At 60.9% G+C, this 14,480-nt stretch carries 14 protein-coding genes; 7 read left to right on the top strand and 7 right to left on the bottom strand.

Annotated features, from left to right (window positions below):
* Complete coding sequence (locus PSH96_RS01715; protein ID WP_305457090.1) at window positions 1-786, top strand: divergent polysaccharide deacetylase family protein; 786 nt, start codon at window positions 1-3, stop codon at window positions 784-786.
* A gap of 63 nt (window positions 787-849) precedes the next feature.
* On the top strand, window positions 850-2,139 hold the full coding sequence (locus PSH96_RS01710; RefSeq protein ID WP_305457089.1) for a Vps62-related protein: 1,290 nt from the start codon (window positions 850-852) through the stop codon (window positions 2,137-2,139).
* Here PSH96_RS01710 and PSH96_RS01705 read toward each other — a convergent pair.
* From PSH96_RS01705 to hisB, 6 genes are all read right to left on the bottom strand, one after another.
* Window positions 2,092-2,847, bottom strand: a complete 756-nt coding sequence (locus PSH96_RS01705) for an ABC transporter substrate-binding protein (protein WP_305457088.1) — start codon at window positions 2,845-2,847, stop codon at window positions 2,092-2,094. The two genes, PSH96_RS01710 and PSH96_RS01705, sit on opposite strands and share 48 nt — an antisense overlap.
* 66 nt (window positions 2,848-2,913) lie before the next feature.
* Window positions 2,914-3,684: an imidazole glycerol phosphate synthase subunit HisF gene (gene hisF, locus PSH96_RS01700; protein WP_017138643.1), complete on the bottom strand. Its 771-nt coding sequence runs from the start codon at window positions 3,682-3,684 to the stop codon at window positions 2,914-2,916.
* A 9-nt stretch (window positions 3,685-3,693) separates the two neighbouring features.
* Window positions 3,694-4,431 (bottom strand): 1-(5-phosphoribosyl)-5-[(5-phosphoribosylamino)methylideneamino]imidazole-4-carboxamide isomerase, encoded by a 738-nt coding sequence (gene hisA / locus PSH96_RS01695; RefSeq protein WP_008435688.1) that lies wholly within the window; start codon window positions 4,429-4,431, stop codon window positions 3,694-3,696.
* A gap of 39 nt (window positions 4,432-4,470) precedes the next feature.
* A complete protein-coding gene (locus PSH96_RS01690) occupies window positions 4,471-4,728 on the bottom strand; it encodes a DUF2164 domain-containing protein (RefSeq protein WP_305457087.1) in 258 nt (85 codons plus the stop codon).
* The gene (gene hisH, locus PSH96_RS01685) at window positions 4,728-5,366 is read right to left on the bottom strand and encodes an imidazole glycerol phosphate synthase subunit HisH (protein ID WP_069786763.1); all 639 of its coding nucleotides are present in this window, start codon (window positions 5,364-5,366) and stop codon (window positions 4,728-4,730) included. The genes PSH96_RS01690 and hisH overlap by 1 nt, the downstream gene beginning before the upstream one ends.
* Window positions 5,366-5,959, bottom strand: coding sequence for an imidazoleglycerol-phosphate dehydratase HisB (hisB, locus tag PSH96_RS01680; protein ID WP_017138645.1), 594 nt, complete (start codon window positions 5,957-5,959; stop codon window positions 5,366-5,368). The genes hisH and hisB overlap by 1 nt, the downstream gene beginning before the upstream one ends.
* 220 nt (window positions 5,960-6,179) lie before the next feature.
* Between hisB and PSH96_RS01675 the strand changes: the two genes are divergently transcribed.
* Window positions 6,180-7,436, top strand: coding sequence for an MASE1 domain-containing protein (locus PSH96_RS01675; RefSeq protein ID WP_305457086.1), 1,257 nt, complete (start codon window positions 6,180-6,182; stop codon window positions 7,434-7,436).
* A 43-nt stretch (window positions 7,437-7,479) separates the two neighbouring features.
* On the top strand, window positions 7,480-8,820 hold the full coding sequence (locus tag PSH96_RS01670; RefSeq protein ID WP_305457085.1) for an HdeD family acid-resistance protein: 1,341 nt from the start codon (window positions 7,480-7,482) through the stop codon (window positions 8,818-8,820).
* A 51-nt stretch (window positions 8,821-8,871) separates the two neighbouring features.
* Here the strand turns inward: PSH96_RS01670 and PSH96_RS01665 are convergent, their stop codons facing one another.
* The gene (locus PSH96_RS01665) at window positions 8,872-10,533 is read right to left on the bottom strand and encodes an OFA family MFS transporter (RefSeq protein ID WP_065930809.1); all 1,662 of its coding nucleotides are present in this window, start codon (window positions 10,531-10,533) and stop codon (window positions 8,872-8,874) included.
* Window positions 10,534-10,859: 326 nt separating this feature from the next.
* Here PSH96_RS01665 and PSH96_RS01660 point away from each other — a divergent pair, with 326 nt between their 5' ends.
* From PSH96_RS01660 to PSH96_RS01650, 3 genes are read left to right on the top strand one after another with little or no spacing between them, the layout of a single operon-like run.
* A complete protein-coding gene (locus tag PSH96_RS01660; protein ID WP_305457084.1) occupies window positions 10,860-13,076 on the top strand; it encodes an AsmA family protein in 2,217 nt (738 codons plus the stop codon).
* Window positions 13,073-14,140: an A/G-specific adenine glycosylase gene (gene mutY / locus PSH96_RS01655; RefSeq protein ID WP_056860675.1), complete on the top strand. Its 1,068-nt coding sequence runs from the start codon at window positions 13,073-13,075 to the stop codon at window positions 14,138-14,140. The genes PSH96_RS01660 and mutY overlap by 4 nt, the downstream gene beginning before the upstream one ends.
* Window positions 14,137-14,409: an oxidative damage protection protein gene (locus PSH96_RS01650; RefSeq protein WP_305457083.1), complete on the top strand. Its 273-nt coding sequence runs from the start codon at window positions 14,137-14,139 to the stop codon at window positions 14,407-14,409. Before mutY ends, PSH96_RS01650 begins: the two co-directional genes overlap by 4 nt.
* Window positions 14,410-14,480 lie beyond the last annotated feature (71 nt).

Genomic DNA, 14,480 nt, shown 5'->3' with positions numbered 1-14,480 from the left:
ATGCGTTTTGCCCTGATCATCGCTCTGCTGTGCAGCCTGGCAGGCGTCGCCCACGCGACGCCTGCCGGTGAGCCGCAAAAAGCCTACCTGACCCTCATCATCGACGACCTGGGGCAAAACCTGCCCCGGGACCGTCGCGTGCTGGCCCTGCCTGGGCCGGTGACCACGGCGATCATGCCCGACACGCCCCACGCCGCCGAATTCGCCCGTGAAGCGCACAAGGCCGGTAAGGTCGTGATCCTGCACATGCCCATGGACCCGGCCACCGGCCCGTTCGCCTGGCACCCCGAGCTGCCCATCGAAGAACTTGGCAAGCGCCTGGACGCCGCCTTCAAGGCCGTGCCCTACACCGCCGGCATCAACAACCATATGGGCAGCCGCATGACCGCCCAGCCAGCGGCGATGGCGTGGCTGATGGCCGAGCTGCAACGGCGCAACAAGTTCTTTGTCGACAGTCGCACCAGCGCACAGACCGTCGCCGCCGCCGAGGCGCAGAAGATCGGCCTGGCGCATGTGTCGCGGGATGTGTTCCTGGATGACGAACGCACCGAGGCGGCGATTGCCACCCAATTGCAAACCGCGATCAAGCTGGCGCACAAACAGGGCTCAGTGGTGATGATCGGCCACCCTTACCCGCAAACGCTGGCGGTTCTGGAGCGTGAGTTGCCCAAGCTCAAGGCCCAGGGCATCGACTGGATTGATATCAAGTTGATGATCAGTGTGCGCAGCAACCAAGCCATGGCGGCACACGGCAAAAACGGGACCTATCTTCCGGCGCGTAGATAGTTACCGCTCGGCACCGAGTGCACTGCTCGATAGTTGATGCTCCCATCAACTGGAGAGCCCTCCATGAAGCCTCTGCAATTTAATGACCTGCTCATCAGCTTTACCAGCGAGTTTCTGCCGCTGTGGAACGACAAAGGGTCGGACGCGCATAAAGCCGTCGGCCTCTGGCGGCCGAGCACCGCCTCCGATGCCCTGAGACCGTTTTTTACCTTGGGTGATATTGCGGTGAACCACTATCGCAATATCAACCACGCCAACGTTGTCGCCGTGGTCAGCGACGCGAACAAGGTCGATGGCACGGCCCTGCGTGCGCCCGTCGACTATCAATTGGTGTGGCAGGATGAAGGCTCCGGAGCGCTGAGCAATGCATCTATCTGGCGCCCGCTGCCACCAGAAGGCTATGTGGCGATGGGGCTGGTGTACGGCGTGGACTACGACAAACCCTCACGCCATGCCGTGCGGTGTGTGCGAGAAGACCTGGTGATGGCCGCTCAAGCGGGCGAATTGATCTGGGACGATAAAGGCAGCGGCGCCGCCAGCGATTTGAGCCTCTGGTCGGTGACACCTCCCAATGCACCCGCCGGCGAAATATACCTGGCCCCCGGCACCTTCATCGGCACTGGCAACTATGCCAGGCCAAGCCTTGAGGCCTATTCGCTGCGCCTGACATTGACCGCGCAACTGCACGACCTGCCACCGCCGACCCTCAGCGGGTACGAACGCCCGGAGCCTGCTGAAACCGCCCACACGCCCCAGGCGTGCGAGCTGCCCTGGTTCTGTGTCAAAGACCCGGAATTGACCGTGGTTGAACAGTTTCAGTCGTCGCCGACCTATCGCCTGGAGCGCGCCGACCGCCACCTTTGTGTAGGTTTTGGGCACAACATCGAAGCGACCCGTCAGCCGTTCATGTGGACGGCTGCAAAAGGTGAAATAGGTGGGACTGCCAAGGCTCTGGCGGCCAACACCAGCATCGACCTGGGCAAAGAGTGGCCAGTCGGCGAACACGTCGTCGAGTTGAATTTTTCGGCGCACCTGGATCGCGACTTCACCCACACGCAACGATCAGCCAAAGGCTGGGACCAGGCTTCGTCGCTGGAAATCATCACTTATGTTCCGCCGAATAAAGCCGTTGCGGCGTACCTTGTACAAAGCGAATACCGCCTGCTGCGACAAGACGGTAGCCAGGTTTCAAGCACCGCCAGCTATACCAATGGTGACAACATCTACATGAGCGATTATCCAAACGCCGAGCCACTGCCTGACGAACCACCTCCAGCGGCGCAAACGCATCAAGCGCAGCCTGAGCTAGAGGTACCGGGCCATGATCTGATCGACCCCACCCTCATCCCGTAACTGGTCGAGTGCCGCCTGAAGCTTGGCCACCACCTCATCCGGCACGTCTTTATTCAGCGCCAGGTACAACTGGGCACTGTTGAAGCGCAGCACGGTTTTCAGTTGGGTCACCCCCACCTGGCGAGCCAGATAACGGCCCGCCGGGTCGCCGGTGGCCCACAGGTCGATCTGGCCATCCACCAGTTTTTGCGCATTGTCCTGATCACGCAGCGCAACGATGGGCTTAAGGCCCTGCTTTTCCAGGGTCTCGGCTATGGCGTCACCTTTGTAGGCGCCGACCTTGTATCGATGAGCCTGTTCAAGGTCGGTCAGCTCAATCTTGCTGTCGGCCTTGGCCAGCATCACCCAATCATCCGGGCCGATGGGGCCGACCCATTTGAACAGGGCTTCGCGGTCCGGCAAACGCGCCGTCACAAAAACGCCATAACCGGGCTTTTCCAGGGCGAGCTTGTAGATGCGCTCCCAAGGAAAACGCAGAGTCAGATTGTAGGAAATGCCCGCACGCTTGAACGTCTCGCGCACGATATCGACGGCGATGCCCTCGATGTTTTCTTCCTTGGCGAAGTTCTTGCCGTTTTTCGCCATGTTGTAAGGCGGGAAGTTTTCCGTCAGCAACACCAGGGAGGCGTCGGACGGTTCTTCGGCGTGAGCCGAGCCCGTCAACAGAATGGACGTACTGGCGAGAGCAAGCAGAAGGGTCTTGAACATGAAGGCTACCGGAATCCATGGCAAGCGCAGAGAGTGCCCCGCGCCTGCCAGGGTGTCCAGCAGCGTTTAGCGAACGACGATACCGCGCGCGGCCATATAGGCTTTGGCCTCAGGCACGGTGTATTCGCCAAAGTGGAAAATGCTCGCCGCCAGCACTGCGCTGGCGTGGCCTTCGATCACGCCGTCGGCCAGGTGCTGCAGGTTGCCGACACCGCCGGAGGCGATCACTGGAATGCCCAGCGCATCGCTGATGGCGCGGGTCACGCCCAGGTCGAAACCGTTTTTCATGCCGTCCTGGTCCATGCTGGTCAGCAGGATTTCACCGGCGCCCAGGGCTTCCATCTTCATCGCCCATTCCACCGCGTCCAGGCCGGTCGGCTTGCGACCGCCGTGGGTGAAGATCTCCCAGCGCGGGGTTTCGCCCGGCCCGGACACCTTCTTGGCGTCGATGGCGACCACGATGCATTGCGAGCCGAAGTGCTGCGCGGCTTCGCCGACGAACTCCGGGTTGAACACGGCAGCGGTGTTGATCGAGACCTTGTCCGCACCGGCGTTGAGCAGGTTGCGGATGTCTTGCACGGTGCGCACGCCACCGCCCACGGTCAGCGGGATAAACACCTGGCTGGCCATGCGCTCGACGGTATGCAACGTGGTGTCGCGGCCGTCGACGCTGGCGGTGATGTCGAGAAAGGTAATCTCGTCGGCACCTTGCTCATCATAGCGACGGGCGATTTCCACCGGGTCACCGGCGTCGCGGATGTTCTCGAACTTGACGCCCTTGACCACGCGACCGTTGTCGACGTCCAGGCAAGGGATGATGCGTTTGGCCAGCGCCATGGTCAGTCCTCAGCCGTTGTAGGCGTCGCAGTAAGCCTGGGCTTCGGCGACGTCCAAAGTACCTTCGTAGATCGCGCGGCCGGTGATGGCGCCGATGATGCCGGGCGCCTTGGCGTCCAGCAGCGACTTGATGTCACCCAGGTTGTGAATGCCACCGGAGGCGATCACCGGGATCCTGGTCGCGGCGGCCAGCGCTGCGGTGAACGGCACGTTGCAGCCCTGCATCATGCCGTCTTTGGCGATGTCGGTATAAACAATGGCGGACACGCCGTCGGCTTCGAATTGCTTGGCCAGGTCGATGACCTGCACGGTGCTGATTTCAGCCCAACCGTCGGTGGCGACAAAGCCGTCTTTGGCATCCAGGCCCACGATGACTTTGCCCGGAAACGCACGGCAGGCTTCTGCCACAAACGCCGGGTCTTTCACCGCTTTGGTGCCGATGATCACATAGCTCACGCCAGCCTTGACGTAGTGCTCGATGGTTTCCAGGGAGCGAATGCCGCCGCCGATCTGGATCGGCAGATTCGGGTAGCGCTTGGCGATGGCGGTCACCACTTCGCCATTGACTGGCTGGCCTTCGAAGGCGCCGTTCAGGTCCACCAGATGCAGACGACGGCAGCCACCTTCTACCCATTTGGCAGCCATGCTCACCGGGTCATCGGAGAACACGGTGGAGTCTTCCATGCGGCCTTGGCGCAGGCGTACACAAGCGCCGTCCTTGAGATCGATAGCGGGGATAATCAGCATCTGGCAAACCTTATTCGATATTCAGCAATGCTTGGGAAATCAGGGTTTCTCAAGCGACCACAGGTCGCTTTCGATGCTTTCGAACCTTTCTTTAAGGAGCGTCTGCGTGTCGAAAATCGCCCTGTTGTAATAGTGCGGCGCCACTTCGGTGGTGAACAACTCAAGAATCTCGGCGACCTCGAACGAGCCCAACTTAAGCTCGAAACGGTCGTCCATGAAACGCTTGATCTTGTCGGTCGCCTCACGCTCCTGTTCGGGCGTGAGGTTCAAGATCGGCGGCTTCGGCTTCTTGGCCATTACCAGCGACCATCCCACGCGGCGAAGTTCTGCAGCAATTGCAGGCCATGGGTATGGCTCTTCTCCGGGTGGAACTGCACGGCAAAGCGCGAACCGTCGGCCAGCGCAGCGGCGAAGTCGACGCCGTAATGCCCGCCGCCCACCACGTGGCGCGGGTTACCGGCATTGATGTAGTAGCTGTGCACAAAGTAGAAACGCGCCAGGTCCGGAATGTCGTGCCACAGTGGGTGTTCGACGGTCTGGCTGACTTCGTTCCAACCCATATGCGGCACCTTCAAGTGCTCGCCGTCTTCGTGCAGGTCTTTACCGAAGAACTTCACCTGGCCGGGGAACAGGCCGATGCAGTCGACGCCGCCGTTCTCTTCACTGCTGTCGAGCAAGGCTTGCATGCCCACGCAGATGCCGAGGAACGGGCGGTCCTGGCTGACTTCGCGCACCAGGCTGTCAAAGCCCAGACGGCGGATCTCGGCCATGCAATCGCGAATCGCGCCGACACCGGGGAACACCACGCGGTCGGCTTCGCGAATCACGTTGGCATCGCTGGTGATCAGCACCTTGCCGGCGCCTACGTGCTCGAGCGCCTTGGCCACCGAGTGCAGGTTACCCATGCCGTAATCGATAACCGCGACCGTCTGCATTACAGAACGCCCTTGGTCGACGGCATTTGCCCGGCCATGCGGTCATCCAGCTCTACGGCCATGCGCAGTGCGCGGCCGAAAGCCTTGAACACGGTTTCGATCTGGTGGTGGGTGTTGGTGCCGCGCAGGTTGTCGATGTGCAGGCTGACGAGCGCGTGGTTGACGAAGCCCTGGAAAAATTCCTGGAACAGGTCGACATCGAAGCCGCCCACGGTAGCGCGGGTATACGGCACATGCATCTGCAGGCCTGGGCGGCCGGAGAAGTCGATGACCACACGCGACAGCGCTTCGTCCAGCGGGACATAGGCATGGCCGTAGCGACGGATGCCTTTTTTGTCGCCGATGGCCTTGGCAAATGCCTGGCCGAGGGTGATGCCTACGTCTTCCACCGTGTGGTGGTCGTCGATATGCAGGTCGCCCTTGCTGACGATATCCAGGTCGATCAGCCCGTGGCGGGCGATCTGGTCCAGCATGTGCTCAAGAAAAGGTACACCGATATCAAATCGGGCCTTTCCGGTGCCATCCAGGTTGATCGAGGCTTTGATCTGGGTTTCCAGAGTGTCGCGCTCGACGGATACCTTACGTTCGGCCATCACCAGCTCCGCAAAATCATTGGGCGAAAAAGGCAGCCATTATAGGGGCGCGGGCGCCAAACAGAAACATCGAAGGGCATAAGACTGATGGAGTGTCGGGGATAGACATGTGCATACAAGTGGCCGCCCCAGGATGGTGCGCTCAGCGCATTTACCCGATGCCGCCGGCGGCTTCGCGGTAATATGAGCGCAATGTTTAAAACCTAATGAATATTCAACAATGACGATACCGACAGTCTTACAGCGCAGCGGCGTCCTCCTCCTGTGGGCGGTGACCTACTACGTGACCGGCGTCATGTCGCTGGCCTTCGAAGATCCCGTCTCGCAGATGGCGATTATCTGGTTCCCGGCGGGCATTTCCGTGTCGGCGTTCCTCAGCTCGCGACGCGCTCACTGGCCGATGTTGTTTGCGGTGTTTCTGGTCGCACGGGTGCTGCTGGATGAGCACGGCTGGCAACATCTACCGGCCGCCGTGGCGCTTTCAGCGATGGCACTGGCAGGCTCTGTTGCGATTGCCTGGCTGGTTCGGCGCTTCGCTCGGCGCGGCGACGAACTGCATGCCATTTTGCTGTGGTTGCTGGCAACCGTAGGCGTTTGCTGCGTCCTGGCATTGATCAGGAAAGGCTGGCTGATGCTGGCCGGGGAAGTATCACCGCACACGTTCATGACCAACTGGATGTCCGGCATGAGCGGCGTGTTCTTCTCAACCGTCGTGGTGATGAATGTACTGAACAGCAACCTGCGCGACTTTCCTGCTCGCACGCGCACGAGACTGGCCGGCGGGGTATGGTTGCTGCTGCTGGCATTGAACACCTGGTACGTTTTCGGGGCGTCCCCGCTCTGGCTCATCAACAGGCTGGGCACCGACGCGGGCGCAGCGGCGTATTTCATCCTGGCCTGCCTGCCCATCGCCCTTACGCTCGCCGTTTGCATAACGTGGCGCAGCCCTGGCGGCTCAATCGCGCTACTGGTGCTGGGCGGTATCGTGGTCAATTTCACCGACCAGAAAACCGGGCCGTTTTATGTGCACGGCCTGCAGGAAGGCGAGCCCTTGCTGCTTGCGCAAAGTTACCTGTCCATCACGGCATTACTGGTGCTGGTAATACGCTTGATGAGGCAATCCGCTCAACCTTACGACCTGGAAACCGGGCGCTTGGCGGGCAGCGGTGTGATGTACCAACTGCACCCGGGAACCGGGGAAATTCTCTGGGACGACAACCTTGAAACGCTGCTGGACGTGAGTGCCCAGCCCCTGCGCACCGTGCAGCAGGTCCTGGAGCGTGTACACCCAGAGGACCGCGACAGTCTCAAACGCCACTGGTCGCCGGAAACCCATACCCGCGCCGCGTCATTGGCCTTTCGCATCGACAAGGGCAATGGTGAATGGCTGACCCTGTATGACCAAAGCCCCGGCGCCCTGCGTGATGCCCATGGCCAAGTGATTGTCGGCAACTGGCAAAGCGGCCGCTACTCCTGAACCTTCGCCTGTGACAGCCTGCTTTTCCCTGTAGGGGTACTTAATGATTCAGATTGCTTTACTGCTGTTCGGCGTTGAGTTCGTGCGATCCAAATTCTGGATTCTCGGCCTGGTGGGTATCCTGTGGGGCTCGCTGGGCCTGGGCGTGATGTACGACGGCCTGGACGGTGCACTGTACTTTCCGATGCGCGCATTCGGTTTGATGTTGCTGCTGGAAAGCATTGTCACCCTCAGCGTGGCTGCCAGCGGCGTAGGCGCTCAGCGGGCCGTGCTGTATTTCAAGGGTGGCATTTTCTTCTTCGTCGCCGTGTTGATTCTCGCGAACAACGTCTATAGCCACCTGTTGCTGGCGATCATCTTTGGCCTGACCTACTTCGTGATTGGCTTGCTGACCATTAGCTCGGCCTGGGTCGTCAGGTTCCCGCACTGGCGATCGTCGTTGATCAGCGGCGGCGCTCAGTTGGCGTTCGCGGGGTTGCTGGTCAGTCCTTACCCCATCGCCCTCAGTGCAACGGTGTCGTTTTTCCTCGGTGCATTGATGATCGTCAGCGGCTTCAACACGGTGCGCATTGCGCATCGCGTGAGGCGATTGCGCAACGGCACTTCAACGTTTGAGCTGCTTGTACCAAGGGATTTACTGTCAGACTTCAAGAAGCTGCCACCGCAAAAACCGCTGGAGCCGCGCCTGGAGCAAGAGCCTGACTTGCAGGACCCATTGATCGTGCATATCTGGACGCCGGAAGGCACCGCCGGCGCAACGACAATTCCTCGCCCGATCATCAATCGCTACATTGCGGCGGTGGATGCACAAGGCGTGATTTCAACCGGGCACGCAGCGCTTGAGCTGTCGCCCTCGGTGTACCTGAGCCTGTACCCGGTCGCGGACATCGATCGCTCACCGGCCGAGTTCTTCCGCATCCTCAAGGCCACGCGCAATAACGACGTGCCAGGCACATTCCAGCCGGACTACGCCACTGAAGTGGCCAACTGGTGCGACTCGGACCGCAAGATTATTTTTCACCAGTACAGCCGCAAAGCGCTGATCGAGTTCTCGAATAACTATCGCCAACAGGCCACCTACAACCTGACCTACCGCAACTGTTCCAGCAGCGTGGCCTTTGCGTTGGAAGCATCGATGGATGGCGTGTTGTCGGAACGGTCCCGGCGCTGGCGCTCGGTCCTGCAGACCTTGCTCATGCCTGAGTTGTGGATTGCCGCGCAAGTGCGCAAGCGCGCCATGACCATGGCGTGGACACCCGGCCTGGTCATGGACTATGCACGTGCCTTGCGGGTGATTGTTCATCCGGTGCCGCGCCCATGGTTTCAACGCATTCCATGGCGCGGCGCTTCAGCCAGGACCTTGCCTGACAAGAAGCAGGACTAAGTTGCCCGACGCCCACTCACCTTGCATGAGAGGGCACCGGGAAACCGGGTATCAGTGGAACAGTACCGCCGTCTTTTGCAGGGTCACCCACACACCCCACGCCAACGGAATACCTACCACCAGCCAGGCGGCAATCGCCATCGGCACAGTACCAGGGGCCGCTTTCCACTCCAGCGAAGTGCTGGCATCGGCGCCTTTGTCATGGCCCAGTGCCTGTTCGGCAGCCAGTTCGGCGTCGGTCATGAAGTACTTGTCGGCCACCGGCCGCACCAGCAGGTTGCAGAGGAAACCCAGCACCAGCAGGCCCGCAAGGATGTACAAGGTGATGTCGTAGGCCGCAGCGCGCGGTACGCCGATGCTCAGCTGATACTCACGCAGGTAGTTCACCAGCACCGGGCCCAACACGCCCGCCGCAGCCCATGCGGTCAACAGGCGACCGTGGATCGCGCCGACCATTTGGGTGCCGAACAGGTCGGCCAGGTACGCAGGCACAGTCGCAAAACCGCCGCCGTACATCGACAGGATGATGCAGAACGCCGCCACAAACAGCGCCACGTTGCCCAGGTGCCCCAGGTTCGGGATCAGCGCGTACAGGGCAAAGCCCAGGGCGAAGAACACGAAGTAGGTGTTTTTACGGCCCAGGTAGTCGGAGAACGACGCCCAGAAGAACCGGCCACCGATGTTGAACAGGCTCAACAGACCGGTGAAACCTGCAGCGATGGCCGCAATGGAGGCCAGTTGACCTGCGTCCAGCTGGCCAAACGGCACATCCACACCCAGCAACTTGCCACCGAACACTTCCTGCAACAGCGGCGACGCCATGCCGAGGATGCCGATACCGGCAGACACGTTAAGGCACAACACCAGCCATACCAGGCGGAATTGCGGGGTTTTCCACGCTACATTCACGTGCACGTGGCGGTGGGTGATCATCGCGTTGCTGGCTTTTTTCGCCGGGGCGGTCCAGCCCTCAGGCTTCCAGCCGGTCGGCGGAACGCGGTACGACAGTGCGCCACCAATCATGAACACGAAGTAGATGACGGCCATGACCACAAAGCTCTGCCACACGCCCACGCTGGTTGGCGAAGCGAAATGGCCCATCAGCGCTGCGGCCAACGGTGCACCCACCATGGCGCCACCGCCGAAGCCCATGATCGCCATGCCGGTGGCCATGCCGCGCTTGTCCGGGAACCACTTGATCAGGGTCGACACCGGCGAGATGTAGCCCAGGCCCAGGCCGATACCGCCAATCACACCGGAGCCGATCCACATCAGCCAGATCTGGTGGGTATAAATCCCCAGCGCAGAAATCAACAGGCCGCCGCACCAGCACAACGCCGAGACAACACCGGCTTTACGTGGCCCGGCATGTTCCAGCCAGCCACCCCAGATGGCCGCCGAGCAGCCCAGGAAGATGAAGAACAGGGTGTAGATCCAGCCCAGCATGGAGATGGGCCAGTCGCACTGGGACGAGAAGACTTGCGCGATAAAGCTCATGTCCGGCGCGCAGGCGACCGGCGCGGTGATACCCAGAGCCTTGGACAGCGGCAGCCAGAACACCGAGAACCCGTAGGCCATGCCGATGCAGAGGTGGATGGCCAGGGCGGCCGGTGGAACCAGCCAGCGGTTGAAGCCGGGCTTGGCGATAATGCGTTCCTTGGACAGGAACGCGGGCTGTGCGGCAGTACTACCGGCCGCAGTGCTAGTGCTCATTGGTGTTTCCCCCAGTTATTAGTATGTGTCCGTCAGGCACTCTCTCCCTCGACCTTGCACGCAGAGCGTTGGCCGTTGTTGTTGAGTAAAGCTCCTTTTAAGCGCGACTTTGTGTCGCAGACGACAGACGAACCCGCGAAGATTAGCACCAGTGGATGACAGAAAAACCAAACTGACATCACCTTTTTTACTCAAACTGATTTGTTTGACAGCAAAATCCGATTTTGCCGGTGCTAGATACAATGTAACGATGCGTGAACTGACGCAGGCCTTCGGGCGTTATACTCTGCGGCTAAATTTTGAAATCGACATACAAGGACTCGCCCATGAAAGCGTTCGGCAAAATCCTGGGTCTGGTACTCCTCGGGCTGTTGCTGATCATTGTGGCCCTGGGCTTTGCCCTGACCCACCTCTTCGATCCCAACGACTACAAAGACGAGATTCGCCAGATTGCCCGCGACAAGGCCCACATCGAGCTGACGCTCAATGGCGATATCGGCTGGAGCCTGTTCCCCTGGCTGGGCCTTGAGCTGCATGAAGCCAGCGTGGCGACCATGACCAACCCGACCCAACCGTTCGCCGACTTGCAGATGCTCGGCCTGTCGGTGCGCGTGCTGCCGCTGCTGCGCCGCGAAGTGCAGATGAGCGATGTGCGTGTCGAAGGCCTCAACCTGCGCCTTAACCGTGACAAGCAAGGCCACGGCAACTGGGAAGACATCGGCAAGAACGTGCCGGATGCGACCGAAACCGCCAGCGCCCCTGCCCCAACGCAAGCTGCGGCCGAGCCCGAACCGGAAAAGCCGCCCAAGCCGATCCGCCTGGACATCGACAGCCTGACCATCAACAACGCCCGCGTTGAATACAACGATGAGCAGACCGGCAAACAGTTCAGCGCCGAAAGTATCCAGCTGAGCGCCGGCGCCGTGCATGAAGGCGCGAGCATTCCACTCAAGCTCACCGCCTTCCTGGGCAGCAACCAGCCACTGATGCGCGTCAAAACCGAACTGAACGGCAACCTGCGCATCCAGCGTGCCCTGCAACGCTACCAGTTCGAAGACATGAAACTCAGCGGCGAAGCCACCGGCGAACCGCTGCAAGGCAAGACCGTGACCTTCTCCACCCAGGGCCAATTGCTGGTGGACCTGGCGGCCAACATCGCCGAATGGACCAACCTCAAGCTCTCCGCCAACCAACTGCGCGCCTTGGGCGAACTGAAGGTCAATGACCTGAACAAAACCCCGCAAGTCAGCGGCGCACTGTCGATTGCCCAGTTTGACCTGGCCAAGTTCCTCGACAGCGTCGGCCACCCGCTGCCGCCCATGGCTGACGGCAGCCTGAGCAAAGTCGAGCTGGTCAGCAGCCTCAAGGGCACCCCGACCAGCGTGGCGCTGGAAGACCTGAACCTGAAACTCGACGGCAGCACCTTCACCGGTCGTATCGCCGTGGATGACTTCGCCAAGCAAGCCCTGCGCGTACAGCTCAAGGGCGACACCTTCAACGCCGACAACTACCTGCCGGCCAAGTCCGAATCGGCCAAAGGCGCAACCGCCGCCCGCCAGGCCGAAGTGCAGAACAGCGAAGCCGGCGCCATGGCTGCCGGCGGCACCACACCATTGCCGCAAGCCCCGACCAAAGGCGCGTGGAGCACCGACAAGCTGCTGCCACTGACCCGCCTGCGCGCCCTGGACGTAAACGCCGACCTGGCCTTTGGGCAACTGACCTTAAGCAAGCTGCCAATCCAGAATGCAGCGCTCAAGGCCTCCGGCGCCGATGGCCAGCTCAAGCTCGACACCTTGAGCGGCGGCCTCTACAACGGCACCTTCCAGGCCAACGGCACACTCGATGTGCGTCAGGACATCCCGCTGCTGGCGCTGCAAACCCACATCAAACAAGTGCCGGTTGAACGCATCCTGCAAGCCCAGGGACAAAACCCGCCGGTCAAAGGCCAAGTCACTCTCGACAGCAACCTCAACGGCCGTGGCAACAGCCAAAAGGCGCTGATCGACAGCCTCAACGGTACCGCCAGCTTTGTGATCACTAACGGCGCGCTGCTCAACGCCAACATTGAACAGCAACTGTGTACCGGCATTGCCTTGCTCAACCGCAAGACCCTGAGCACCACGCCACAGGGCAAGGACACACCGTTCCAGGAACTGCGCGGCACGCTTAACTTGCGTAACGGCGTGGCGAGTAACCCGGACCTCAAAGTGCGCATCCCGGGCCTGGCGGTCAACGGCAACGGTGATGTCGACCTGCGCGTGCTGGGCATGGACTACCGCGTCGGCATCATCGTCGAAGGCGACCAGCGCGACGTGCCGGACCCGGCCTGCCAGGTGGGCGCCAACTTCCAGAACATCGAAGTACCGCTGCGCTGCCGTGGCCCGCTGGAACTGGGCGCCAAGGCCTGCCGCCTGGACAAGGACGGCTTGACCCAGGTCGCCATCAAAGCCGCCGGCAACAAGCTCAGCGATAAGATCGAAGAGAAGCTCGACAAGGTTAATCCGCAGCTTAAAGACGCCCTTAAAGGCCTGTTCAAACGATGAGAAACGAGCAGTTTTCACAGGCGGTGCTGGACTGGTACGACCGCCACGGTCGCCATGACCTGCCCTGGCAACAGGGCATCACGCCTTACCGGGTGTGGGTCTCGGAGATCATGTTGCAACAGACCCAGGTAAGCACGGTGCTCAACTACTTCGACCGGTTCATGGCTTCCTTGCCGACGGTCGAAGCCCTGGCCGCCGCGCCGGAAGATGAAGTGCTGCACCTGTGGACGGGCCTGGGTTATTACACCCGTGCACGTAACCTGCAGAAGACTGCCAAAATCGTGGTCGCTGAATACGGCGGCGAATTTCCCAAGGATGTGGAAAAACTCACTGAGCTGCCCGGCATTGGCCTCTCAACCGCCGGCGCCATCGCCAGCTTGAGCATGGGCCTGCGCGCGCCGATCCTCGACGGCAACGTCAAGCGCGTGCTGGCGCGCTTTACTGCGCAAGAAGGCTACCCCGGCGAACCCAAGGTCGCGAAACAGCTCTGGGCCACCGCTGAGCGCTTTACGCCACACGACCGCGTCAACGCCTACACCCAGGCAATGATGGACATGGGCGCCACGCTCTGCACGCGCAGCAAGCCTAGCTGCCTGCTGTGCCCGCTGGAAAAAGGCTGCGAAGCCCACATGCTCGGCCTGGAGACGCGTTACCCGATCCCCAAGCCGCGCAAGACCATCCCGCAAAAGCGCACGCTGATGCCACTGCTGGCCAACGCCGAGGGTGCGATTCTGCTTTACCGCCGCCCGTCCACGGGCCTGTGGGGCGGTTTGTGGAGCTTGCCGGAACTCGATGACCTGGAAGACCTGGAACACCTCGCCAACCAGCACGCGCTGGCACTGGGCGAACAACAGGCACTGCCGGGGCTGATCCACACCTTCAGCCACTTCCAGCTGGCCATCGAGCCCTGGCTGGTGCAGGTCGAGGAATCCGCCCATCACGTGGCCGAGGCCGACTGGCTCTGGTATAACCTCGCCACCCCGCCGCGCCTGGGCCTTGCCGCCCCGGTGAAAAAACTGCTGAAGCGCGCGGCCGACGTATTGAACGCAGGAGTTTCGTCATGACCCGCACCGTAATGTGCCGCAAGTACAAAGAAGAACTGCCAGGCCTGGAACGGCCTCCGTACCCAGGCGCCAAGGGCCAGGATATTTTCGAACATATCTCTGCCCAAGCCTGGAGCGACTGGCTGAAACACCAGACCCTGCTGATCAACGAAAAACGCCTGAACATGATGAACGCCGAAGACCGTAAATACCTGGCGGGCGAAATGGACAAGTTCTTTTCCGGCGAGGATTACGCCAAGGCCGACGGTTACGTGCCGCCTGCTCAATAATTGATCAAAAACCGGGGCCGGCACGTAAGCGACGGTAATAATTAAATATTTTTTGAAAACTTGCTTGACGA

The sequence above is a fragment of the Pseudomonas sp. FP2338 genome, from assembly GCF_030687515.1.
Taxonomy (GTDB): domain Bacteria; phylum Pseudomonadota; class Gammaproteobacteria; order Pseudomonadales; family Pseudomonadaceae; genus Aquipseudomonas; species Aquipseudomonas salomonii.
The sequence above is the reverse complement of the archived record's forward strand: the minus strand, read 5'-3'. Positions and strand labels throughout refer to the sequence as shown.